The organism is Amycolatopsis sp. lyj-109, assembly GCF_046548995.1.
Classification (GTDB): Bacteria; Actinomycetota; Actinomycetes; order Mycobacteriales; family Pseudonocardiaceae; genus Amycolatopsis.
This window is the reverse complement of record NZ_JAJPWR010000019.1, coordinates 66,906-90,502: the sequence shown is the minus strand read 5'-3', so window position 1 is coordinate 90,502 and position 23,597 is coordinate 66,906. Positions and strand designations below refer to the sequence as shown.

The following is a 23,597-nucleotide window of genomic DNA, read 5'->3' as shown; positions in this document are numbered from 1 at the left end:
AAAGCGCCTACCCCGCCGGCGTCCCGTAGACCGCCAGCTCGGTGCTGCTGATGAAGAAGGAGCCGAGCGTGGACGTGCCGGGGGTGCAGAGGCCGTCCTCCTGGCCTCGCGTGGTCAGCATCGTGTACCGGACGTATCCGACGCCGTTGCCGGTGCCCGGGGTCAGCGCCACCGGAGCGGGCGTGAAGGTGGCGGAGGGGAACGTACCCTTCGCGGCCGTGGTCCACGTCGTGCCGTCGGCGGACGTCTCCACCAGGTACTGACCGGTCTGCACGCTCTCGAGGGGGAGGCAGACCGGCGTCGGGTTGACCACCACCTGGGCGATGTCGACCTTCGACGGCAGCTCGACCACGACGTTCAGCCCGCCGGGCTGGATGAGGGAGACCCAGCCCTTGTACTGCGACTGGTCGATCATGGTGCCGGGACCGCACATCGGGCTGAAGTCGGGCCCCGTGAAGCTTGCCACCGTACCGCCGCCGCCGGCCGCGGCCCAGTCCCGGCGGACCGTCCAGTCCTGGCCGACCGGGTGCGACGGTACGGACAGCGTCTTCTCCGTGGGGTCGAAGCCGGGTCCGCGGGCGACCACCTTGGTGTACGTGCCGGGCAGGATCCCGGAGATCGTGTACCTGCCGTCCACGGCCGTGGTGGCCACCAGGCCGCCGCCGAAGCCGGAAGCGTGCCCGCCGAAAGCGACCGTGATGCCGCCGAGCGGCGCGCCGCTGTCCTGGTCGGTGAGCGTGCCCCGCGGCGTGTCCGCCGCCGGCGGCATCGAGAAGTCCTCGACCGGCTGGATGTCGTCACCGTCGCTCGCCGCGGCGAAGTAACCCATGCCGCGGTGGGCGAAGACCTGCCAGATCGCCTTCTGCAGCTTTCCGCCGTCGACGACCAAGTCGGCCTGCAGGATCGAGTTGCGCTCGTCCAAAAAGGACGGATTCGCCGGGGACAGCTCCATGGCCCGGGTGATCAGCGACTCCGCTTTCGCGCTGCCGACGGCCTTGCGCAGGTCCCACAGGGTCTGCGCCCAGATCTCCCCGTCGTCGTGCACCTCGGCGAAGCCGGAGAGACGGCCGTAGTCGCCGTAGGTGTAGCCACCGGAGCCGGTCGTCGGGGTGCCGGGGCAGACCCTGGCGGGCGCGCCGACGGTGCAGTCGAGCGGCTCCGTGCGGATCGTGCCGCCGCCGGTCACGTATTTGCCGACCCGCACGTCGCCGACGGCCTTGTCCCGCTCCAGGCCCTGGCCGACCAGGAAGTCCTCGGCGTACCAGTCGCTCCACTCTTCGCCCATCGCGCCGGCCTGCACGTCACCGAGCGTGGAGACGCCGTTCGCGTCGACCACCAGCCGGTTCGACAGACCGTGCGGGTATTCGTGGTAGACGATGTCCGCACTGTCGCCCGAGTTGCCGGCCAGGAACCGCGAGTCCGGCTTGAAGAGGTACATCTGCATCCGCGGCGGGGTGCCGTCCAGGGGCGTGCTTATGTTCGCGTTGTCCACGTGCGAGCCGTCGGGCAGGCCGCCGGCAGTGTCGGCGCCGTCGTCCGACCCTGCCCTGCACGGCGTCGCCGTCGACCGCCTCGAAGTTGCCCGCGGTGCGGGTGAAGCCGATCGGGCCGGCCAGCAGGTGGTCGTGGAAGGTGCCCAGGAAGGAGAACATCTGCACCGCGTTCTGGGCCCGGTTGACTTGCCAGGAGTTCGACGTCTTCGGATCCCACGAGCATTGCAGGGCGGCCGAACAGCACAGCGGGCGCCGTGGGCGAGTTCCTCACCGGTGCTCTGCTCACCCTCTTCATCACGATCTTCTTCCTGGCCGGCGGCGACGGGATCTGGGGCTTCCTCGTGAAGGGCGTTCCCGCGGACATCCGTCCTCGCGTCGACGTGGCGGGCCGGCGCGGATTCGTCTCACTGGTCTCCTACGTCCGCGCGCGGTGGTGGCCGTGGTCGATGCCGTGGGTATCGGCCTGGGACTGTGGATCGTGGACGTACCACTGGCGATTCCCTTGGCGACACTCGTGTTCCTGGCCGCGTTCGTCCCGATCGTCGGGTCCGTCGTGGCGGGCGCGGTCGCCGTGCTGGCCGCCTTGGTCACCAACGGATTCGTGACCGCCCTCGTCGTGCTCGGCATCGTCGTCTTGGTGATGCAGCTGGAGAGCCACATCCTGCAGCCGCTGCTGCTCAGCAGGGCCGTAAAGCTGCACCCCCTGGCCGTCGTGCTCGCCATCAGTGTCGGCCTGGTTGCGGGCAGTATCTCGGGCGCACTGCTCGCGGTGCCGCTGCTGGCCGTGCTCAACACCGGAATCCGGTCGCTTGTCGACCGTCGCATCCCACAGTCCGAAGAGGAGCCCGCCATCGACGCACCGAAGAGCGGGCCCGTCCCGGCATAGCCGCACCTGCTGACCATCGGCCGGAACCGCCCGGAGCTGGGCTCCGCCGGCACCAGGACGGCGGAGTCGACTCCGAGCCGCTCCGCGTCACGGTCGAGGAGGCAGCCGCCCTCCAGACGTTCTCGGTGGACTACTCGTGGCAGGGGCGTCCGGTCCGCGGCCCCGGCGGGTCAGCGTCTTGGTCGCCGGGTGGTCGTCGACGTGGGTGATCGAGGCGTCCTCCGCGAGCTGGGCGGGGGCGGCCCTGCGGCGGTGCGCGAGTGGGTGGCGGTCGCCGGCCTCGGTCGCGGCGTCGGGCGGCGAGCGGTGGGTGGTGTCGTCGCGATCGATCGGATCAGGTCGCGCCGGGTTCGTTCCAGGCCGCGCGCGACAAGGCCGAGCTGGTCGTAACCGCGGACGATCACCGGAGCACCGGTGTCGCCGCGGCCGAGTCGCTCCGCCACCTCCGCCAGCGCGGACAACGGTCTGATGACCACCACGTAGAGCCGGGCGAAGATGACGATGGTCAGCACGGCGATCAGCGTCCCGAGCAGGATCAGGTCGCGTTTTTCGTTCAGGTGGGTCGGCGGCGTTTCCGGCCGGTCGGTGACGACGGTGAGGCCGGTCAGCAGGGTGCTGGTGACCGGCGCCCAGCTCACCAGGTGCCGCCCGCCGTCCACGTCGCGCAGCGCGTGGCCGGGCCCTCCGGCGGCGTCCCGGACGGCTTGCGCCAAGTCCGGGCGGCTCGAGAGCCCGGACGCGGTGGTCGTCCCGATGACCTCCCGGTCGGCGTCGAGGAACCAGGTGTTGCCGGGTCCCGCCGACGACAGCGGTCCGCTGAGCGCGCTCGGTGCGAACTCGGCGATCAGCCGGCCTGCCTTCTCGCCGGTGACGGGAGCGGAGACGAACACCCGCGGTGAGCCGCCCTGCGGGGTGTCGACCGCGAGAGCCGGTTCGTCGGCGGCCTTGATCGCCGCGGCGTTGACGTCCTCTCCGGACTTGGCTCGCAACTCGTCGTTCGGGGCGAGGTAGACGACGCCGCGATAGCGGTCCCGTGTGGACATCAGCTGGGAGAGGAGCTTCGCCGGTGTTTCGGTGTCCTTCGACATCCGGACTCCCGTTGCCACGGCGGTCAGGTCGGATACGCCGCTGTCCAGCAGGGATTGCACCTGGTGAGCAGCCAGTGATGACCGCGACTGTTGTTCCGCTGCAACACTCGCCGGGATCGCGTCGACCGGCCAAAATGACGGAAGAACCGTGACGGTGGCCGCAGCGCCGAGAAAGAGGGCGGCGCCGGCGGACCAGGTCAGCAGGGCCAGCGGACGATATCGTCCGGAGCGCCCGGCCCGGGCGTGGGTCAACACCAGCGCGATGCGTCCTGCTTCCCCATGCTTCGGTGCCTTCGCCGCGGTGCGGCGGGAAGATGTCGCGACTCGGCTGAGAAGCCGGATCGGCCGCAGCAGCAGAAGATAGAAGGCGGCGAAAACGATCACGGTGAGCACGGCCAGCCCGGCGCCGACCGTGATTGCACGCCGACCAGACGCCTCGGCGAACGCGGCCGGCTCGGTGGTCGCCTGTTCCGACGCCACGGTCCAGCCGAGCGCGGTCGAAGAAGACGTGCCATCCATGGCTGCCCAGGCGACCACCTCCTCCTGCCCGGCAGCGTGCTGAGCCCGGCTGCCGGAGGCAGCTGCGCCGGGCTCCAGCCCCGGATCGATGACTCCCAGAGGGGGTCTGCGGTTGTCCGGGCCGACGATCACCGAGCCGGACTTGTCCAGCAGCCAAGCGCCTTCCGGCCCGGCGGCGGCGAGCAGTTCGCCGAGCCGGTCCGGATCGACATGCCCGACGAGCAGGTATTTCGTGTCGGCCGCCTTGCCGATGGGCGTGTATTCCACGATCTGTCGTCCGGTGTCGACCTGGGCCAGCCGCATCCCGGCCTCGCTGGGGGCCGGGTCGCCGAGAAGCGCAGGCTGTGCCGGTGCACCGGCCTGGGCCACGACCTCGCGGCTGGCCCGATCGACGACGTAGAGCGACTTCCAGGCCCGGCCCTTGGACAGGACCGGCAAAGCTCGGTCCGGCCGGCTCAGCGATTCCTCGACGACCGCGGCGATCTCCGCCAGGCTGCCCAACCCGCCGTCGAGTGACCGGGAAATCGCTTCCTGCGCCGCCTCTGTGCTTTCCTGCCTGCTGTCAAGCACCGACTGGGGAACCGGAGCGGAATCCCCGGTGCGGGACAGGCAGATTGCCGCGGCGGACGCCAGCACCAGGAACGACATCAGCCCGGCGACCCAAGGTGCCCGCAGGCTGGGAAGGCGCCGCCCGCTCATCGGCAGACCGCTTGCTGCGCGAAGGCCGACACCCGGATGGCCGTGCGGGATTGCCTCACGAATTCGACTTTTCACGAGCACCCGTCCCAGCGCAATCGAATGTAACTATCTTCCAGCCCATACGCGACGAACGGCCGGTTCCGCGTCCGCCAGGGACAGTGACGTGCCCGGTCCAGCGCAAACTTCGTCATCGCCACGTTGAACCGGGCGCTCACAGAGGGCCGGCAGGGGCTCGTCCGGTCTCGCGTGGGCGGAACGGCGCACTACGGCGGCGCTCGGCCAGCCGACGGTCGGGCATGGGCTGGAAGATAGTTACATCCAGCTGCGCCGGAGCGCGTGATCGTGGAATGTCGAATTCATGAAGCACTCCCGCACGGCCATGTGGGTGTCGACCGGCGTCGTGGTGGTGACCAGCGCGGTGGCCCTCGTCCTGCTCCTCGTGCCCGGCGTGACCGACAAGCCGGAGCAGCTCGACGCCGGCGAGATCGACCTGGCGGCCGACGTCCGCCAGTTCGCGGAGGGGATGTCGGCTGAATCCGGCTACTCGAAGCCGTCTCCCGCCGAGCGCGCGGCGATCGGCGAAGGCGTTCGGCGCGTGCTGGACGGAGAACCGCTCGATGCGAGAAAGGCAATGGCCTCCGTCGGCTACACGGTCTCGAAGCGTGTCGACACCGGGACCAAGCGGAGCTTCTACGAGGTGTCGGACAGCACGGACCGGCCACGCGGATGGGGCCGGATCCTGATCGACACGGCCGCCACCGTCCACTTGGGAATCGAAGTCCCCCATCCGAAGGCCGACTTGGGCAGCGAGCAGCTCGGCATCGCCCTGTTCCAGCGGGTACCCGGCTCGGTTCTCGTGATCGCCGGCGCGCACCGCCGCGCGGCGCCGTACAGACAAGCCGACATGGCCCACACGAATGAAAGCGTATTCGAGACGGTGCACGAACTTTTGGTACAGCGCAAGGTTCCGGTCATGCAATTGCACGGTTTCCGGAACGAATCGGCGCCTGACAGCGATATCGTCCTCTCCGCGGGTCCGGAACTCGGCAGCCCTTATGTGGAACGGATCGCCCAGGGGCTCAAGGCAGCAGGGCTCTCGGTGTGCCTGTCATGGGTCACCGGCTGCAAAGGCCTGGAAGCCACCACCAACGTCCAGGCAAAATGGGTCGCCGAACACGGTGGCGACTTCGCGCACATCGAGGTATCCCAGGACACCAGGTTCACCGCTGAAGCAAGCGGCCGTGTCGTGTCCGCACTCGCCCAACAGGTGGCCGGCCGATGAGCGCGCGGCGCGTACCGGGCGTCCGGGCACCATGGATCGCCGGGCTGGTGTTGTTCCTGACACTGGCGGCCGCCGCCGGGATCTACATGTCCCGCCCGCGGGATTCCTCGCCGGTTCCCCAGTCCATCCTCGACAGCAGACGGGAAAGCACCGTAGCGGCCCAGCAGGCCATCGCCCGGTCGCTCAACGGCGGGCTGAGCAGCCTGGCGGAAATCGCCACCGTCGTCGACGAATCGATGAGCCAGCGGAACAGAGCGTTGCTGCTCCCCTTCAAGGGCCGGATCTGGAAGTCTCTCTACGTCGTCAACCGAACCAGTCACGTGGTCGTGGCCCAGGTCGGCGACCCCGCACAGCCCGCGGTGCTCGGCGACCCGCTCCCGAGCGAGGCCGGCTCGCGGCTGGCACAGGTCGGCACCGACCGGCAAATCGTCCAGTACACGCCGGTCGGCAAGGCCGCCGACGCGAAGTACCTGCTCGTCGGGCATCTCGATCCGAACCGGCTCGGCGAACTGCTCGCGGTGGCCGGCCCGGAAGGCGCCTGGCTGCTGGACAAATCCGGCTCGGTGATTGCCGGCCCCCGTGATCGCACGCCACCGCAAGGAGTCGTCGACCAGGACATGGAACCCGGCGAGGGTTCCTCCGGCAGCCGGGTTCAGCACACCGCCGAGCGGTACGAAGTGATCGCCTGGGCGTCCCTGGGCGGCAAGCCGCCGTCGAGCACGCTCGGCTGGACTGTGGTGTCGAACCAGGCGACCGTCGAAACTGTCGCCCCCACCGACGCCTCTCGTCAGCGAGCCATCACTGTCGCCGCCCTGCTGGCCGTGCTCACCGTGATCGGTTTCGCGACCCTCTATTTCCTGGTGCTGCGCCAGATCCGGCTGCTATGGCGAGTCGCCGAGTCAACCGGCCAAATCGTACCCAAGGCACCGAAACACGGTGAAGCAGGACGCGTGGCGATGGCGTTCACCCACGCCCGGGCAACACCGTCCGGCCGGAATCTGACGAGGGGCAATGACTACACGCACTGACGGCAATCACGCGCAGAACCGGCACGCCCCGGTGCCGAGAACGGCCCCTGCGGCCGAGAGCCGCCCCAGGCGCCATTTTCCGCTGGCCCTGCTGACCTGGGGCCTGGGCGCTACCCTCTTCCTCGGTACCGCGGGCACGGTCGCGACCGCGCCGTCCTCCTGGCTGGTCGACCCGATACCGGAGAGCGTCGCGGCCGAACAACAGACACGAACGGCTCTGGCCGCCCGCCAGCTGCAGCACTCGCTCGACAGCGGCGTGTCCGACCTGAACGCCGTCGCCGCGGGGATCCGGGTCCTCAAAGACGCCGAAACACCATCGAAGCTGCTGTCGCAGCTGATGTCAGCACGGGATCGTTATCGCGGCGTCGCGTACCTCTCGCCCACCGGCGAGGTCCGCGCCAAGGCCGGCGAGGACGTCGACGCCGCAGCGATGAAGACGGCCGACAAGCCGGCTCTCGCGGTCGGCCCGCCGCAGGGCGTCTCACCGCGGGTGTTCGTCTCCGCTCCCGTCACCGGCGCGAAGGCCGGGCGGCTGGTCGCCGAGTTCAAGCCGGACGCGCTGATCAAACCGCTGTCGCTGGCGGGGCCGGGCAACACCCGGCTTCTCAACTCCGACCGGAAGGTCATCGGCGCGACCACCGGCTTCACCGCGTTCGAACCCCTGTCTCGCCCGGATCTGGAGCAAGCCGCGAAGGATGCCGCAGGCGGGCCCGGTCACGCGCTGCGCGAGGTGGACGGTGAGCGGCACGCGGTCAGCTGGGCGCCGGTCACCAGCACTCAACCCACCCGGCAAACCGGGCTCACGGTCGTCACCGACCGGTCGGAGTCCGCGCTGACCCTCTCCCACTCGGACGAAAAGCGCGAACTGATCCTGCTCGGGGCCCTGATCGCCGTGCTCACCATCGTCGTCTTCGGCTGGCTCTACGTGGTGATCGTCGGCCCGTTGTCCGCGCTGGCGAGGGCGGCCGGACGCATCACCCGCGGCGACACCGACGACCCGGTGATCGTCCGCCGCTACGACCAGCTCGGCCTCATCGCCCGGAACCTCGAACGGGTCCGGCGCGAGCTGATCCGGAGGAACCGATGATCTTCCTGTATGCGGTCTTCAGCCTCGCGCTCGGCACGCTGCTCGTCGCGGGGATCATCGAGCAGCGCCGGCACCAACGCAACCTCGACACCATCCCCAGCCGGATCCTGGTCAACGGCATCCGCGGCAAGAGCTCGGTCACCCGGCTGTGCGCGGGAGCGTTGCGCGCCGGCGGCCTGGCCACGGTCGCCAAGACCACCGGCACCGCGGCCCGGTTCATCCACCCCGACGCGACCGAGGAGCCGGTCCACCGGAAGTTCGGCATCGCCAACGTCGTCGAGCAGATCGGCATCGTCCGCCAGGCCGCCGCCGCGCAGCCGGACGTCCTGGTCATGGAATGCATGGCCGTCATGCCTCCGCTTCAGGAAATCAACCAGACCAAACTCATCCAGTCCACCATCGGCGTGCTCAGCAACGTCCGCGAAGACCACCTTCAGGAAATGGGCCCGACGCTCCAGGACGTCGCCCGCTCCCTGTCGCGGTCCATGCCGATCGGCGGCATCTGCGTCACGGCCGAACGCGACCTCCTGCCCATCCTCCAGGAGGAAGCGGACAAACGGTCCTGCCAGCTGATCGCCGTCAACTCCGACGACGTGACCGACCGCGAAATGGCCGGATTCCGCTACCACAGCTTCAAGGAGAACGTCGCCATCTCCCTCGAAGTCGCCCGCCTCCTCGGCGTGCCCCGGCAACAGGCCCTCAAGGGCATGTGGGACGCGCCACCCGATCCCGGCGTCCTCACCGTGGAGTCCTACGACTTCGGCAGCAAGACACTCCGCTTCGCCAACGTGTTCGCCGCCAACGACCCCCGCTCCACCGTGATGAACGTGCAGCAGCTCATCGAGCAGCGACAGATCCGGGAACCCGTCTTCACCCTCGTCAACTGCCGACCCGACCGCGTCGAACGCAACGGCCAGATGGGCGAGATCGTGCCCGAACTGCGCACCGACAAGCTGTTCGTGATCGGCCACCCCGCCCGGTCGGCGCTGGCCAAGATCCCGGCCGGCTGGCGCGGCCAGGCCTTCGACCTGGGCGGCCCGAACCGCCCCGTCGAGGAGATCCTGCGCACCATCGTCGACCAGATCGACCGCGACGCCTCGCTCGTCGCCATCGGCAACATCCACGGCCAAGGAGAAAAACTCTTGCACCACCTGGAAAAGGCAGGAATGCAGTGCTGACCGCCACCGTGACGGCCGAGGTGGCCGTGCTCGGCATCGCCATCGGCCTGGTGTTCTCGCTCGGCTGCTACCTGGTCTCCAACCTCTCCCCCGGCGGGATGATCACACCCGGCTGGCTCGCCCTGGCCACCATCACCGATCCACGCAGGCTGTGGATCATCGCCGGCGTCACCGTCGCCACCTACTTCGGCACGCGTCTGTTGCAGAAATTGGTGATCCTGTACGGCAAGCGGCTCTTCGCCGCCGTCCTGCTGCTCGGAGTGTTCCTCCAGCTGACGACCTTCATCTTCCTGCTGAAGGACCACCCGTTCCTGTTCTCCCATGGAACACTCGGCTTCATCGTGCCCGGCCTGATCGCCTACCAGTGCGTCCGCCAGCCCATCAAGGCCACCCTCGCCTCCACCGGCATCGTCACGCTGCTGGCCTACGTCGTCCTGCTCTCCGGCGTCCTGCTCAACTTCCTGCCGCATTCCTGAAAGGACTTCCGGTGACCGAGCAAAGCAGGGGACCAAGAGACGAGCCCGGCGTCTCATGCTTTCCAGCCACCAGGCCGATGCGGATCTCGCGTAGGACCGGATACGGCGCAATCGCCACGACTGAGAAGACGCTGAGACCTGCGCACAGGCTCCTACCTTTGTCGGGTACCACCACCTGCACCGGCCGATAAAGTTCGACTTACCCGCGCACCCCGAGCCGGGATTCGCCGAAACACCGTCCGCGACAGTCCTTATTTTTCTCCCCGGGAAAGTGGTTGCAAAACCAACTCACCCCCGGTCGGCTTTCCGCGGAATCGACGCCCCCACTGAGTCGCCGAAAGGATCCACCATGCGCAAAACCGTCGCCGCCACCCTCGCCGCCATGACCCTCACCACCGGAACACTCGCCACCCCCGCCGCGCAGGCGAGCACTGTCGTTCCGAACATCATCGGTGGCGGCACCGCCACCGATGCCCCCTGGGGCGCCCAGGTCTACTGGAACAGCGTGGGTTTCCAGTGCTCTGGCTCCATCATCGCCGCCCAGTGGGTACTGACCGCCCGGCACTGCCTCGCCAACGGAGCCATGTACGTGCTGGTCGGCAGCCTCAACCTCGGCCAGGGCACCAAAGCCACCGTCGACCGCACCCAGACCCCACCCACCGGCGACATCGCCCTGCTCCACCTGAGCTCCACAGTGGACGCCACCTACATCACACTCGCCGACTCCGACCCCGCCGTCGGCGACACGAACCAGATCTACGGCTGGGGCCGCACCCAGGGCACCAACCCGCCCTCCCCCGTCCTCAAGACCGCCAACGTCCAGGTCACCGGCGCCGGCACCGACGCTTACAGCGGACCCGCGATCGCCAGCCAGGGCGTCGACGGATCCGCGTGGCACGGCGACTCCGGCGGCCCCCAGCTCGCCGGCGGCGCCCAGGTCGGCGTCTGCTCCACCGGTTCAAACAGCGGTTCCGACATCAACGGAACACAGAACTACGCCAGCGTGGCCAACAGCCGAGCCTGGATCCGCGAAACCGCCGGCGCGTAGCCCCCCGCACCTCCACCCGGCCCACCGATCCCCCAAGGGCCGGGTGGAGGCCAGACCACCCCCACCGGGACAAGACACCGCGCCGGCGTGAACCCGGATCGGGCATGCGTTCAGGCGGCAGTGCCCCGAGCCTCGAGGCCGGCGTTCGCCAAGACGCCGCGGCAGGTGTCGGCCAGCCTTTCCGGAACCTGTTCGCTGATTCGGCCGGGCCTGGCCGGATCGATCATCTCCGGGGTACACCGTCCGTGAGCAGACCGACACCGGCGCCCGGCGCACCTTCTGCGAGCTGCTGCACATCGGCAAGAAGGTCGGTCTTCCCGGTCTCGGGTACCCAGTCGTGCTCGCGGTCGGCACGAGAAAGAGGGCAAGGCCCACGACTACGATCGCGACCGGTGCCCGTGGTAACCACCGTCCATCCGGGAACCGACGCCCGGCTGGACCCGGCCGGTCAGCTTTCGGCAGCCTCGTAGGCGATCAGGGCCAGTTGCACGCGGTTGGCGCACTCGAGTTTCACCAGCATGCGGCTGATGTGCGCCTTGACCGAGCCTTCGCTCATCCGGCAAGTACGGGCGATCTCCGCGTTGGACTGGCCTTGAGCGAGCGGCCGCAGAACTTCACGTTCGCGGCCGGTCAGCGAGGCAAGCCGGGCCTGGGCGCGTTCGGCACGCCGTGGGTCGCGGTCCCGCAACCGCGCGAGCACCGCACAGGTCACCTGCGGCGAGAGGTACCCCTTACCGGCGGCGATCGCCCGCACGGCGTCGAGCAACACCCGCGGTTCGGTGTCCTTGAGCAGGAACCCGGCGGCGCCGGCGTGCAGCGCCCGCAGGACATACCGATCGTCGGAAAAGGCGGTCAGCATCGCGACCGCCGTGGCGGGCACGTGCCGGCCAACCAGTTCGGCCGTGGCCAGGCCATCGCCGTCGGGCATATGGATGTCCAGGAGCAGGACGTCCGGCTGGTGGCGGTGCGCCAGCCGCAGCGCCTCGGACCCGCTCCCGGCTTCCGCGACGACCTTGATGTCCCCCGCCGTCTCCAGCAGCCCCCGGACGCCGGCCCTGATCAGCTGCTCGTCGTCCGCGACGACCACCGAGATCACCGGGCACCCACAGTCGCCGGGAACTCCGCGGCCACCTCGAAGCCGCCGTCCGCGTCGGCGCCCCAGGTCAGCCGGCCTCCCCTCGCCGCGACCTGCGCGGCCAGCGTCCGCAGCCCCCGGCCGGTGCCGGTGCCCTGCGTGCTCGGCGCCTGTTCCGGGGGACGGTTGCGGATCAGCAGCCGCGCCCGGCCGTCGACCACCCGGAACTCGACGACGACGTCCACCGGTCCGGCGTGCTTGTGCACGTTCGTCAGCGCCTCCTGGACGACGCGCCGGACGACGTCGGCCAGTTCGGGAGGGAGTTCGTGGAGGTCACCGGGCAAAGTGGACTCGATGCGCAAGCCCGCGCGGCGGGAGGAATCGATGAGGGTGTCCACTGTGACCGGTTCGGCGTCGAGCACCCGGACGATCTGCCGCAGATCATGCATGGCGGCGCGGCTGGTCCCGCCCAGCAGCCGCGCGGTCTCGGCGTCCGCGGCGCCGCCGAGTTCGAGCCGCCCGGCGTGCAGCGCGATGAGGCTGAGCTTGTGCCCGAGGACGTCGTGCATCTCGCGGGCGATCCGGTCGCGCTCCTGCGTGAGCACCAGGTCCCGCTGGATCGCCGCCATCTGCCGGGAACGCCGGACGTAGGCGCCCGCCATGAGCGGCACCAGCACCTGCACCCCCACCTCGGCCACGAACAGGGTGCCGTCAGGATCAGGTACATCCGGCATATCCGGCGCCGGCAGCGCGAACACCACCGCGGTCGCGACGACCGCGAGGGCACCGGGAACCGCACGCCCGAACGCACCGACCGCGTACAGGGCACACATCGGCACGACGATGGCGTCGGAAGGCGAGAACGCAACGAGCGCCGTGATCGCGAGCAGCACCGCCGAAGGCGCCTTCCGCCGCGCCGCAAGCAAGGCGGCAGCGCCGGCGTTCCACCACGCCTCCTCGGCCCCGGCCGCCAGCACGACACCCAGCGTGACGCAGCTCCCGGTGACCGCCGCGTCGACGATCAGCTCCCGGCTGCGTCGGCCGAGGCCATGCCACCGGGCCCGGAACCACTCGACAACGGAACTGTCCACGGCCACCAGTTTGACACCTGCCCGAGTGCTCGCGTGGAGGCCCATCCGGCGCGCTTGCCGGAGGTCCGAAACCCGCAAGGCCAGGCATTGCCCAGAGTTCTCCGCTCGTTACGCCGAGTTCAGCTGTGGTCGGTTGTCGCGGTGAACGTGTCGGATGATCGGCCCACCGGGTCGATGCCGGTCGATGGTGCGAGGGTGGTGCGGACGCCCTTGCGGTCCGTGCCCAGCTTCGCCAGGATTCGAGCCACGTGCTTCTCGACCGTGCGGGGCGAGAGGAACAGGGTCTCGGCGATGTCGGCGTTGGTGGCGCTGCGGCTGAGGAGTTCGGCGACCTCCAGCTCGCGGGGTGACAGCTCGTCGCCGTACCCCCGGCGTCCGCGCCTGGCCGATTCCTCGACCCCCAGCGCGCGCAGAGTGTGCTGGCAGCGCATGGCATCCGCGATCGCGCCGAGTCCGCTGTGGACGTGCGCGGCTTCGGTGAGGTGCGCGGCCGCGTCCTCGGGGCAGGAGCGCACCAAGGCGTTCGCGAGCTGTTCCGCGGCCTGTGCCGCGTGGTAGGGCCTGCCGATGTCCTGCCACGCGGCGCGGGCCGTGGCGAAGTGCTCGGCGGCGGTGGCCGGTGCGCTGTCCCGCGCGAGCAGTCCGGCTGCGAGCTCGAGTTCGGCCGTGGCAGCGGGAGCATCCCGGTCCCGCACACCGCGTGCGGCATCGGCCACCAGCCGCTCGGCTTCCTCGCGGTGTCCGCCGGCCAGTGCGGCTTCGACCGCGACCGGGACCAGGCCCGTGGTGCGCGTCCAGCTGCCGAGCCGGCGCAGCATGGTCACCGCGGGTTCGGCGCTCGCCCACGCCGCCCGCGGGTCGTTCTGTGCGAGTCGCACCGCGGTGAGGCCGGCGGCGATGCTCATGCTCACGTCCGCCTCGGACGTCTCACGTCCACGCCCGGCGGCGGCGAAGTGCTCGAGTGCCTGGGAGTGTTTGCCCTGGGCGAGCGCCAGATGTCCCCGGTACAGGGCGCGGTCGAGGTCGGCCTGCCGGACGTCGGGATAGGCCCGGCACAGCACGTCGTACTGCTCGTCCAGACCGACCCAGCGACCGGCCAGCCAGTCCGTGCGCAGCAGCCTGACGCGAGTGAGGCACTCGAGCGGGGCGTTCTCCGTGCGGGCGGCCAGATCCTGGCTCTCCAGCATCAGGCCGCGGGCGCGCCGGTCGTGGCCGAGCTGGAGGGCCGCCTCGCTGAGGTTGTACAGCGCTTGGCACATCCGACGCAGCACGGGCTCGGCCGCGTCCCGGCGCGGCAGCCGGTCCACCAGCGGCCACACGGCGGGATCGCCGGCCCTGGCCATCAGCATGAGCCTGGTGACCTGGACGTCTGTCCGAACCGGCTCGTCAGTCTCGTCAGTGCTGTCGCGGACGGCCTGCTCGGCCCGGTCGAGCCACTCCCACGCGTGCGCGGCGGCACCGTCGTACTCGTTCAAAGCCAGCGCGATCATGGCCCTGGCCGCCTTGCGCGGGAGTGTGCCCAGTTCTTCGACGGCGCGTTCGAGCTCGCAAAAACCCGCCGGGTCGCCCGCGAGGTTGAGCATGATCAGCCCCAGACCGAGGCGGATCTCGCCGCGGACCTCCTCCGGCAGCCGGTGGTCGGCGAGCACGGCGGTGAGCACGGAGGCGGTCGCGGCGTAGTCGACGCCGGCACTGGCAATCCTGGCGAGTCCGAGCGCGGCCCTGGACCGCCGGTCGGCGCCGATGTCCTGCCGGTTCAGGATCTGGCGCAGGAGGGTGGCGGCGGTGCCGGTGTCACCGAGCGCCACGGCCTGGTCGGCCGCTTGTTCCACGCGCACGAGCCAGGTTTCGTGGTCACCCGCGGCGAGCGTGTGGTGCGCGACCTGCACCAGCGGCGCCGGATCGTGGGTCTCGAACACCTCGACGGCTCGCCGGTGCAGGCGGATGCGACACGGGCCGGGAATGTGCCGGTAGGCGACCTGCTGCGCCAGCACGTGCCGGAAGCCGTACCGGCCCGTGCCGGCCTCCCTCAGCACGGCGGCGTCCAGTACGTCGATCAGGCCCTGAGCGCCCTGCTCGGGATCCAGCCCGGCGATCTCCGTGAGCAGCGCTTCGGTGGCGGGGACGGCGAGCACGGCCGCCGCGTCGACCACCGCCGCCCCTGCGGGTGACAGGGCGACGAGCCGCTCGGTGATCGCCGCGCGCAGTCCTAGTGGCACGTCGGCGTGCTCCAGCGCGGCGGCGTCCTGGCGCTCCTGGTGGCGGAAGGTCAGCAGATCTTCCTCGGCGACCAGCGGCAACCCCTCGCTGCGGCGGTGCAGCACAGCGCAAAGCTCCGGCGTGGCCCTGGCACCCAGCACGGCCCCGGCCAGCTCGGCGACGTCGGTCTCGGTCAGCGGCGCCAGCCGGATCACCGTGGGGCGGCAGGCGCCACCGAGCACACAGGACCGATCCTCGGCGCGCCAGGTCAGCACCAGGGCGAGGTGGTCGGGCAGGTCGCGGGCGAGCATCACGAGCAGCTCGCGGGTGGCGTCGTCGACCCAGTGCAGGTCCTCGACGACCACAATCACCCGGCCGAGCGAGGCGAGCACCGACCGCACGGCCTGGATCAGCTGGTGCCGGGCGACGCCCGGATCGTCCGGTGTCGGCGGTGCGGGCGGCAGCAGGCCGGCGAGATCCGGGAGCAGCGGTGCCAGCGCACCGGCAGTGGGCGGCAGCTCGGCACCCGGCAGCCAGGGGCCGACCTTGCGCAGCGCTTCCACCACCGGCCCGTAGGGCAACGGCTCGCGCAGCGGGTGGCAGAAGCCGGTCACCACCCGCCACCCCTCCCGCTCCAGGATCGTGGTGGCCTCACGCACCAGCCGGGACTTGCCCATGCCGGCATCGCCTTCGACCACGACCACGGCCGGTGCGCGCCGGACCGCATCGACCAGCTGCCCCAGTTCGTGACGGCGGCCGACGAATGCGAAACCCCGGCCAAATCCGGCATTCCGATCCACCGCGTCACCGTCCTCCCGCATACCCATCTTTTGCGCATACTACCCACTCAAATCCGTTCCCCATTGCTGCGGCCTGCGCAGGACCCGCATCGTCTGGATCGTTCGAGAGCACGACGGCGCGGTCACGCTCACTCCACCGCGTGAAAACGGAGCGCAAACGCCATGACCCACTAGTTGTTCGCGCCGGGGCCGAGGTGCGGGGCCCGCCATGGGCCGACGACCGGACTGTCCGGGGGGTACCGGTAAACAACCCGTGAACCCCGAGCGACCCGTTGAACTCCAGCGGGGTCGTGTGCTCCCGAGCGCCGAAACAACGGGAAATCCGCCGATCGGAACCGCTTCTCCAGCGCCGGGCCACCTCACCCGGCGCGCCACTCGCGGCCGGCCAACCGGGGCAGGTCCGCACCATTGAAAGGGAAGACAATGAAAACGAAGAACGTGCTCGGGGCGGTTCGTTCCCGCCTTGGGACCGCGCAGAACCGGGGGCGCACATCTCCCGAGATCGGCGGCAGCGCGTCCAAGCGACGCCCGCGCAGGATGATCGTCCTCGTCCTGGCCGCCGTCCTGGCGTCCGTGCCGATCTCGGCCACCGTCCAGACGGTCGGCGCGGGCAAGGCCGACGCGGCCGTCGACGACCGCTACTCCTGGGTCACCAGCACTGTGGCAATGACGGCCTTCAGCTACTGGATGAACACCGCGAACTGGCCGGCTACCGGCTCCCAAAACGCTGCGTTCAACACGGGTCACGGGTATGTGAACGGGGGCGGGGCGTACGGCGACCGCGACGGGCAACTGGCCGGCTGGCTCTCGCGGCAGACCGGCCACTGGGGGCCGTGGGATTTCCGGGAGTACGACGGCGAGGTCAGGCAGCACACGTGGGACAACCGGGGCGCCCAGCGATATGTCCTCAACCTCCAAACGGGCATCGTCTTCCACACCGAAGACCACTACGCCGACTTCACCCCGCTCAACTTCGGAAACCTGCCCACCCCCGGTTTCCCCGACCACGTGTTCTGCTACGAGCACCCGACCGGTCAGCCGAACGACAGGCGGATCGTCCTTCACTCGGGCCACTGGAACCGCGCTGAGTGGACGGTTCACGGGCTTCCAGGCTCCGGAATGGAAGTGGACTACCAGCGGGATTGGGAGTGGTGGAACTCCCACGATGGCCAGTACTACGTGGACACCAATGCCGACAATTTCCGTCAATACATCAGCTTCAACGCCCAGCACTCATTGAACATTCACAACGACCCCAGTGCACTCTGCCGGGAATTTACCGGTTTTTGGTACGGAACCTGGTAGTACCGCGACAAGACCACCACCAGGCCCGTCACGGCCGACCGGATCGGGTCCCAGGGGGCAGTTCCGCTGGGACCCACCGGCCGGTCGCGACGCCGCCTATACAGGCGCCAGCCTTTCGAAACGCCCGCGGTGGAAAACCAGAGGCCGGATCCGAGGGAACGGAGTCACCCGTCGGAGGCGCAGCAGGGCGATCACGTGGTCGCCGGCATCCACCTCGGCCTCGAGCGAGCATTCGAGCCACAGCGCCGTCTCGTGCAGGAAGATCGCACCGGATTCCCCTGCCTCCCATCGGATGCCCGCGAAGCGGTCCCCCGCCGGAGCGGACAGCTGGCGGCACAGGTCGCCGTGGTTCTCCCCCAGCACGCTGACGCCCAGGCCCCGCGCTGCGCGCAGCACACTCCACGTGCGCGAAGTGCGCATCGCACAGAACGAGACCAAGGGAGGGTCGAGGGAGACCGGGACGAAGGAGCTCGCCACCATCCCGACCGGCTTGCCGTCCACGAGCCCGCAGACCGCCACCACCCCTGATGCGGTGTGGCCGTAGGCATCGCGTAGTTCGCGCGACGCGTTCGGACCGACTGCCATGGCTATCTCCTCCGTCACCATGCCTGCGGCGTTCCGAGCGGCAGGATCTCCCGGATCTCGTCGATACTGCGGATCTCGTTGTCGACCACTTTGAAGACCGCCACCATGTAGAAGGTCCCGCTGTCGGGTCTCGGACTGTGCGTCACCGGGTGGAAATCGACCATGACCGTGCTGACGGCGACGCCACGGGCCGGATCGAGAACGGGGAAGTGACCTCCGCGGACGGTCGGCCTGGCCCCTCGGGTCTGGTTGAGGCAGCTGGCGACGGTGTGCACTGTCGCGTCGGGTGACAACAGCGTCGTGAGCGTGTTCGTCACCTTCTTGCCGTTGTCGTAGCGGTCGCAGCGGTAGCCGATCCGCGCCAGGCTGCCGTCGCTCTCCCCCAGGGCCGACCAGTAGCCGCCGGCCACCGCCGCGAGCGCGTCGCGGTCGCAGGCGCGTTCGGGCGGCACCCGTGCGTCGTAGAGCACGTCGGGAGTCAACAGCCGGTCGACGTCGGCGAAGTGCCCGGCCGTGTCGGTACTGACGAGCAACTCCGCTTCGCTCACCGCATCGTCCGCCACCCTGAGCCGGAGCGCGAACGGACGGCGTTGCCCGGCGCAGACCGCGACCCCCGTCGTCGCGAGCTGGCCCTGTTCGACGTCGACGAACGTCTGCAGGCCGAGGAAGTCGCCGACCGTGTTCCAGAGCCCTTCACCCGGCTTGATTTCGACGGCGTTCTCCGTCACCCGGGAGGAGTTGTTCCACCGGGCGAAGCCAGGGTCGTGGCGGACCAGGCTGTCCAGGAAGCGATCACCGTGCCCTCGGAGCATCCGCTCGACTTCCTGGACGGGCGCGGCGGTCATCGCTCGGCCGGGGAAGCCAGGACGGCGCTCTCGCTGCGCGCCGGCGTCCGCGACACCGTGTAGGTGAAGGGCTTGAGCGTCGCCATGAGCAGGAAGGCGACCACGGTGGCGCCGATGACCAGCGCCATGGGCACCGTGAAGCTGCCGGTGGCGTCGAAACCGTCGCTGATGAGCAGGGTCGCCGTCCCGATGCTCACGACGTTGAGTCCGAGGCTGAAGCCGAAGATCTCCGCGGACGCCTTGAGGCCGAAGTACCGGGTCACCAGGTACGGCAGCAGCATGGTCACGGTACTCAGCGCGACCCCGGAGAGGACGGCTCCGAGGAACTGGAGAGCGAACGACGTCCCGGAGAAGAACAGGAGCATCGTGCCGGAGACGGGAATCAGGTACAGGGCAGCGATGAAGCGCTGCGATTGAATGCGGTCGGCGAAGAACGCGCAGAACACCACGCCGGCCATGCCCGAGAACGCCAGCACCGAGGCCAGGAGGGTGGTGCGGTCCGCCGAGACCCCGCGGCCCGCCAGCCAGGGCACCAGGTGTGTCTGGGTGCCGACCAGCGACCCCGCCGCCAGGCAGTCGGCCAAGGTCAGGGCCCAGTAGGTCCGCGTGCGCATCGCCTTCGTCCCCGAAGCTCCCGCGTCGGCTGCCGGGCCGGCACCGTCATCCGCAGTCGGGGCGCCGAGCGGCTCGGCCGGGTTCAGCCGGAGCAGGAACGCCGCCGCGCCGCCCGCGCAGATGAGCACCGCCAGGGCGAGCACCCGCAGGGCGAACCGCCAGTCGTGGGTGTCGATCAGCCAGCGTGCGACCGGCGCGACCCACGTCTGTGACAGCTGTACCGCGACGGCGGTCACCAGGGCCAGCATGAGCGCGCGGTTGGCGTCGTACCAGGACGAGACGACCCGCGCGTAGACGACCGGCCCGGACAGGCCCGCGCCGAGCCCGATGCCGACGATGCCCAGCCAGTAGAGCGGCCCGGCCGAGTCCATTTGCGACAGGGCGAGCAGTCCGCCCGCGAACAGCACCACGCCGGTGGTGGCCGTGATGCGCACCCCGACGAGTCTGATGATTCGGCCGCCGAGCGGGCAGGCCGCAGCGGTGACGTACTGGGAAACGGAGAACACGAGCGTGAAGACGGGCAGTCCCCAGTGCATCGCCTGCGAGACCGCGGGCAGGAAGACCGAGAAAGAGCCCACGAAAATGCCGGACATGCTGAATGTCATGCAGATGAACGTGGCTACCGTAGCCTGAATACGCAGTGATTTCGCCATTGTTTTCCTGCCACTTCGTCGTGGGGGCGACCGTGCTCCACGATGGTAGGTGGGGTACTCGCCCAAACAAGGCGGCGAAACCCGGGGCCGTGGCGGGGGGCGCCCGGTCTCCAATCCGCCGTCTGGTTTGACTCCAGGATGCGTCCTACCGTGACGCAAGCCGCAGGGAGCGGCACGTACCACCCAGGTCAGTCAAAGGAGACGGCGTCATGGCAAAGGCTTTCCCGCCGGAGCTCACCTCGGGTATGGACGAGCCGTGCCGGTTCGATCTCGAGGTGTTCGACCTGGAAGTCGTGGACGGCGAGGTGCCGGCGGACATCGACGGGCTGTTCGTCCAGGCCGTGCCGGACCAGGTGTACCTGCCGGACGTCCCGGTGCTCTACCCGATGACCATCGCGGCGGGCGGGGACGGCGCGGTCCGGGCGTTCCGGATCAAGGACGGCTGCGTGGACTTCCGGACGCGCTATGTCCGCACGGAACGGTTCGAACTGGAGCGCAAGGCGCGCAGACCCCTGTTCGGGAACTACCGGGACCCGTACTCCGACGACCCCAGCGTCGCCGGCAAGGACCGGACCACCGCGAACACCGCCATCTACTGGCACGCGGGCCGGATGCTCGCCTCCAAAGAGGACGGGCTGCCGTACGAGGTCGACCCGGTCACGCTGGAGACCCGCGGGGTCTGGAACGCGCACGGGGCCATCACCAGCCTCACCTTCACCGCGCATCCCAAGTTCGACCCGGACACCGGCGAGATGTTCGGCTTCGGCTACGCGGCCCGGGGCGAGACGACCCGGGACATCGCGTACTACGTGATCGACGCCGCGGGCAAGGTCACCCACGAGGCGTGGTTCGAGGCGCCGTACTCGGCCATGATCCACGACTGCGCGCTGACCGAGCACTACATGCTGTTCCCGATCATGCCGGTCACCAGCGATCTCGACCGGCTGAAGGCCGGCGGCCCGCACTTCGTCTACGACGCGGACCTCCCGCAGGTCTTCGGCGTCATGCCCCGTTACGGGAGCGCCGACGAGGTGCGCTGGTTCCAGGCACCGCACGCGTTCCCCGGCCACACGATCAACGCCTACGAAGAGGACGGCACGATCGTCTTCGACCTGCTGGAGACCGACGGCAACGGCTTCGCCCCGGTCGTACCCGACAAGAACGGCGCGCCGATGCGCCCGGACGGCCTCACCACGCGCCACGTGCGCTGGCGCATCGACTACTTCGCCGACGACGAGCACCTGGTGGAGCGGGAGGTGCTGGCCATCGTCAACGGCGAGGGGCCGCACGTCGACCCCCGGCGCCAGTTGAAGCCGTACCGGCACGTGTTCGTGCCGACCCTGGACCGCGGCAAGCTCGCCACGGACGTCAACGGCCGCCCCTACCCGGTGATGTTCAACCAGCTCAGCCACTTCGACCTGGAAGCGGGCACCCGCGAGGACTGGTACCCGGGGCCGGCCGCGACGTTCCAGGACCCGGTGTACTTCACCAAGTCCGCCGACGCGCCCGAACACGACGGGTACCTGATCGCCACGCTCAACTGGCCGCTGGAGCGGCGCAGCGAACTCGTCATCCTCGACACGCTCGACCTCGCGCGCGGGCCGGTCGCCCGGCTCCGGCTCCCCGTCCGCATGCGCCTCGGCATCCACGCCACGTGGTTCGACGGCGCCGAAATCCCCACCTGGAGGTAGCACACCGTGACCATCGACCACACCGAAGCACCGGTCACCGACCCCGTCGCGGCCCAGCTCGCCGCAGACAAGGACACCGTGCTGACCATGATGTCGCTGCTGACCGATCCCGCGACCTCCGAGCAGGCACGCGCCTACCTCACCGAGACCTACCTCCAGCACAACCCGAACATCGCCTCGGGAGCGGACGCCATCATCGCCTGGACGAAGACCGAGGAGGCACGGCACGCGCGCGAATCGATGCGTCCCGCACCCGAACCTCCGGTTATGGTGGCCGAAGGCGACAAGGTCGTGATGATGATCAGCCGGGACCTGCCCGACCCGCGGGAACCGGGCAAGACCTACCGGTCCTACTGGTTCGACATGTGGCGCGTCGAGGACGGCAAGCTCGCCGAGCATTGGGACGGCGCTCCGGTGAGCACCGAGTAGATCGCAGAACGGAGGGAGGCGGCCATGAGCAGCACCGAGATCTCTCGCCGCTCTTCCCGGTCGGGTGCGGACGCGAAGCCTGGGCCGACGATCTCCGCTTTGTACTCCAGCGTGGTCGGCGCCGAGGAGGCGCAGACGAAACTGCCGCTGCTCGTGGCCCGGGACATCGAGGAGCGGTTCATCCGGGACGGCTGGCCGGTGGGCCGGGTCTACGGCAGCGAGGCCGAGATGGCAGCGCACTACGGGGTGGGCCGCGATGTGATGCGCGAAGCCGCGCGCGTGCTCGAAGCGCGCCAAGCGCTCCAGGTGCGGCGCGGCCCGCGCGGCGGTCTCGCGGTCGCGAAGCCGTCCGGCACCCACCTGCGGGTCATGGTCGGCGGCTACGCGCACCTCACCGGCATCGAGCTGTCGGAAATCGTCGAGGCCTGGGTCGCTATTCATGTCACGGCCGTGCGCCTGATCGGTGCGCACCGACCCGGTGCGACGCCCTCCGGCGCGGACATCGAGCGGTTCGCCGCCCAGGTCATCGAGTGGAGCGGAAGCGGTGTGCTGCGGCGCCTGCGCGACATCATCGCCCCGCTGCTGCCGCCGATGTGCCTGGACCAAGCCGATGCCGCGCCGGAACTGATCATCGGCGACCTCGAGCACGGCCGTAGCGACGAGGCCGCGCGGCGGACCCGCGTCCTGCTGCGCGCCGCGGCGCGCGAAACGCTGGACCGATCGGCGGGCTGGTCCGGCACGGACGTGCCGGCACCGCTCGACCAGCTCCGGATACCGGCGTTCCGGATCGTGCGCGAACTGATGTCGGAAATCACCCCGGCCGAGTGGGTCAAGGGCCGGCCGCTGGGCAACGAGTTCGACCTCGCCGAGCGGCTCCGCGTCGATCGCAGCGTGATCCGCCAGGCCATCCGCATCATGGAGGACGCGGAGACCGCGGTGCCTCTGCCCGGGCGCGGGCGCGGCCTGATGACCCGTTGCCCGGGTTCGGGGCCGCTCAGCCGCCAGCTGTGCATCCACCTCGCCGCCCGTGGCGAACCGTGGGATCAGACCGCGCGAGCGCTCGGCGGCCTGATGATCGAGCTGGCGGAGCTCGCGGCGCGCAAGGCCGATCCGGACGACGCCGCCCTGCTCGACGCGGCCTACGACCGGCTGCGCGAACCGGCCCAGGCGGCGCCGATATCAGCCGTCCAGCCGATCGAGAGGTTGCAGAACCAGCTGGCGCACAATGCCCTGCTGGCACTTTTCGTGGACGGCATCAAGGCGTATTTGTCGTGGAGCATGCGTGATGAGCTGTACGCGCCGTCCTGGGTCATCGACTTGTACGCCAGGTCCACCGAGAACGTCCTGCGGGCCATCGGCCGCGGCGACCCCGAGGAGGCCGAGCGCCTCCAGTCGGTGAAACTGGAAACGCTCGCGGAGTGCCGCCACATGCTGCTCACTTCGGAGCACGGCCTGCCCGACGCCGGTCTCTGACTGCTCGCCCCCGGCCGGAATTCCACCGTCTTTTTTCCCGGGAAGCCCGACT

The 23,597-nt window shown here is 69.7% G+C and carries 18 protein-coding genes and 1 pseudogene; 11 read left to right on the top strand and 8 right to left on the bottom strand.

The genetic code is table 11. The features are described 5' to 3' along the window. Nucleotides 1-7: 7 nt before the first annotated feature. Nucleotides 8-1,492: a M36 family metallopeptidase gene (locus ACLJQF_RS34890; protein WP_020638736.1), complete on the bottom strand. Its 1,485-nt coding sequence runs from the start codon at nucleotides 1,490-1,492 to the stop codon at nucleotides 8-10. Between the two features lie 240 nt (nucleotides 1,493-1,732). On the opposite strand from ACLJQF_RS34890, the pseudogene ACLJQF_RS34885 reads away from it, so the two are divergent. Then, a pseudogene (locus tag ACLJQF_RS34885) lies at nucleotides 1,733-2,379 on the top strand (AI-2E family transporter); the annotation flags it as partial. A 170-nt stretch (nucleotides 2,380-2,549) separates the two neighbouring features. Here ACLJQF_RS34885 and ACLJQF_RS34880 read toward each other — a convergent pair. Continuing rightward, a complete protein-coding gene (locus ACLJQF_RS34880; protein ID WP_410614576.1) occupies nucleotides 2,550-4,685 on the bottom strand; it encodes a hypothetical protein in 2,136 nt (711 codons plus the stop codon). Between the two features lie 358 nt (nucleotides 4,686-5,043). Between ACLJQF_RS34880 and ACLJQF_RS34875 the strand changes: the two genes are divergently transcribed. From ACLJQF_RS34875 to ACLJQF_RS34850, 6 genes are all read left to right on the top strand, one after another. Then, complete coding sequence (locus tag ACLJQF_RS34875; protein WP_020638739.1) at nucleotides 5,044-5,967, top strand: hypothetical protein; 924 nt, start codon at nucleotides 5,044-5,046, stop codon at nucleotides 5,965-5,967. Beyond that, entirely contained in the window at nucleotides 5,964-6,995 is a 1,032-nt protein-coding gene (locus ACLJQF_RS34870) for a hypothetical protein (RefSeq protein ID WP_026468117.1), read from the top strand. Before ACLJQF_RS34875 ends, ACLJQF_RS34870 begins: the two co-directional genes overlap by 4 nt. Then, nucleotides 6,979-8,082 carry a HAMP domain-containing protein gene (locus tag ACLJQF_RS34865; RefSeq protein WP_043790664.1) on the top strand — a complete coding sequence of 368 codons (1,104 nt, stop codon included), beginning with the start codon at nucleotides 6,979-6,981 and terminating at the stop codon, nucleotides 8,080-8,082. Before ACLJQF_RS34870 ends, ACLJQF_RS34865 begins: the two co-directional genes overlap by 17 nt. Further along, a complete protein-coding gene (pgsB, locus tag ACLJQF_RS34860) occupies nucleotides 8,079-9,260 on the top strand; it encodes a poly-gamma-glutamate synthase PgsB (protein ID WP_020638742.1) in 1,182 nt (393 codons plus the stop codon). Before ACLJQF_RS34865 ends, pgsB begins: the two co-directional genes overlap by 4 nt. Next, nucleotides 9,254-9,736: a poly-gamma-glutamate biosynthesis protein PgsC/CapC gene (locus ACLJQF_RS34855; protein WP_020638743.1), complete on the top strand. Its 483-nt coding sequence runs from the start codon at nucleotides 9,254-9,256 to the stop codon at nucleotides 9,734-9,736. The genes pgsB and ACLJQF_RS34855 overlap by 7 nt, the downstream gene beginning before the upstream one ends. 349 nt (nucleotides 9,737-10,085) lie before the next feature. Beyond that, complete coding sequence (locus tag ACLJQF_RS34850; protein ID WP_410614575.1) at nucleotides 10,086-10,784, top strand: S1 family peptidase; 699 nt, start codon at nucleotides 10,086-10,088, stop codon at nucleotides 10,782-10,784. 448 nt (nucleotides 10,785-11,232) lie between these two features. On the opposite strand, the gene ACLJQF_RS34845 is transcribed toward ACLJQF_RS34850, so the two are convergent. The 3 genes from ACLJQF_RS34845 to ACLJQF_RS34835 all read right to left on the bottom strand — a co-directional run bounded on the left by ACLJQF_RS34845 (nucleotide 11,233) and on the right by ACLJQF_RS34835 (nucleotide 15,949). Next, complete coding sequence (locus tag ACLJQF_RS34845) at nucleotides 11,233-11,880, bottom strand: response regulator (protein ID WP_020638745.1); 648 nt, start codon at nucleotides 11,878-11,880, stop codon at nucleotides 11,233-11,235. Beyond that, nucleotides 11,877-12,950: a sensor histidine kinase gene (locus tag ACLJQF_RS34840; protein ID WP_169523933.1), complete on the bottom strand. Its 1,074-nt coding sequence runs from the start codon at nucleotides 12,948-12,950 to the stop codon at nucleotides 11,877-11,879. The genes ACLJQF_RS34845 and ACLJQF_RS34840 overlap by 4 nt, the downstream gene beginning before the upstream one ends. Before the next feature lie 119 nt (nucleotides 12,951-13,069). Then, entirely contained in the window at nucleotides 13,070-15,949 is a 2,880-nt protein-coding gene (locus ACLJQF_RS34835; RefSeq protein WP_211231804.1) for an ATP-binding protein, read from the bottom strand. A gap of 423 nt (nucleotides 15,950-16,372) precedes the next feature. Between ACLJQF_RS34835 and ACLJQF_RS34830 the strand changes: the two genes are divergently transcribed. Next, entirely contained in the window at nucleotides 16,373-17,254 is an 882-nt protein-coding gene (locus tag ACLJQF_RS34830; protein WP_125592007.1) for a ribonuclease domain-containing protein, read from the top strand. A gap of 96 nt (nucleotides 17,255-17,350) precedes the next feature. Here the strand turns inward: ACLJQF_RS34830 and ACLJQF_RS34825 are convergent, their stop codons facing one another. The 3 genes from ACLJQF_RS34825 to ACLJQF_RS34815 are packed head-to-tail and all read right to left on the bottom strand — an operon-like array spanning nucleotide 17,351 to nucleotide 19,904. Then, the gene (locus tag ACLJQF_RS34825) at nucleotides 17,351-17,839 is read right to left on the bottom strand and encodes a flavin reductase family protein (protein WP_026468118.1); all 489 of its coding nucleotides are present in this window, start codon (nucleotides 17,837-17,839) and stop codon (nucleotides 17,351-17,353) included. Between the two features lie 14 nt (nucleotides 17,840-17,853). Next, nucleotides 17,854-18,684 (bottom strand): hypothetical protein, encoded by an 831-nt coding sequence (locus ACLJQF_RS34820; protein ID WP_020638750.1) that lies wholly within the window; start codon nucleotides 18,682-18,684, stop codon nucleotides 17,854-17,856. Next, entirely contained in the window at nucleotides 18,681-19,904 is a 1,224-nt protein-coding gene (locus ACLJQF_RS34815) for an MFS transporter (RefSeq protein ID WP_084641242.1), read from the bottom strand. Before ACLJQF_RS34815 ends, ACLJQF_RS34820 begins: the two co-directional genes overlap by 4 nt. A 257-nt stretch (nucleotides 19,905-20,161) precedes the next feature. Between ACLJQF_RS34815 and ACLJQF_RS34810 the strand changes: the two genes are divergently transcribed. From ACLJQF_RS34810 to ACLJQF_RS34800, 3 genes are read left to right on the top strand one after another with little or no spacing between them, the layout of a single operon-like run. Beyond that, a complete protein-coding gene (locus tag ACLJQF_RS34810; protein WP_026468120.1) occupies nucleotides 20,162-21,643 on the top strand; it encodes a carotenoid oxygenase family protein in 1,482 nt (493 codons plus the stop codon). 6 nt (nucleotides 21,644-21,649) lie between these two features. Continuing rightward, nucleotides 21,650-22,072, top strand: a complete 423-nt coding sequence (locus ACLJQF_RS34805) for a nuclear transport factor 2 family protein (protein WP_410614574.1) — start codon at nucleotides 21,650-21,652, stop codon at nucleotides 22,070-22,072. Between the two features lie 24 nt (nucleotides 22,073-22,096). Next, nucleotides 22,097-23,545, top strand: a complete 1,449-nt coding sequence (locus ACLJQF_RS34800) for a FadR/GntR family transcriptional regulator (RefSeq protein WP_410614573.1) — start codon at nucleotides 22,097-22,099, stop codon at nucleotides 23,543-23,545. Nucleotides 23,546-23,597 lie beyond the last annotated feature (52 nt).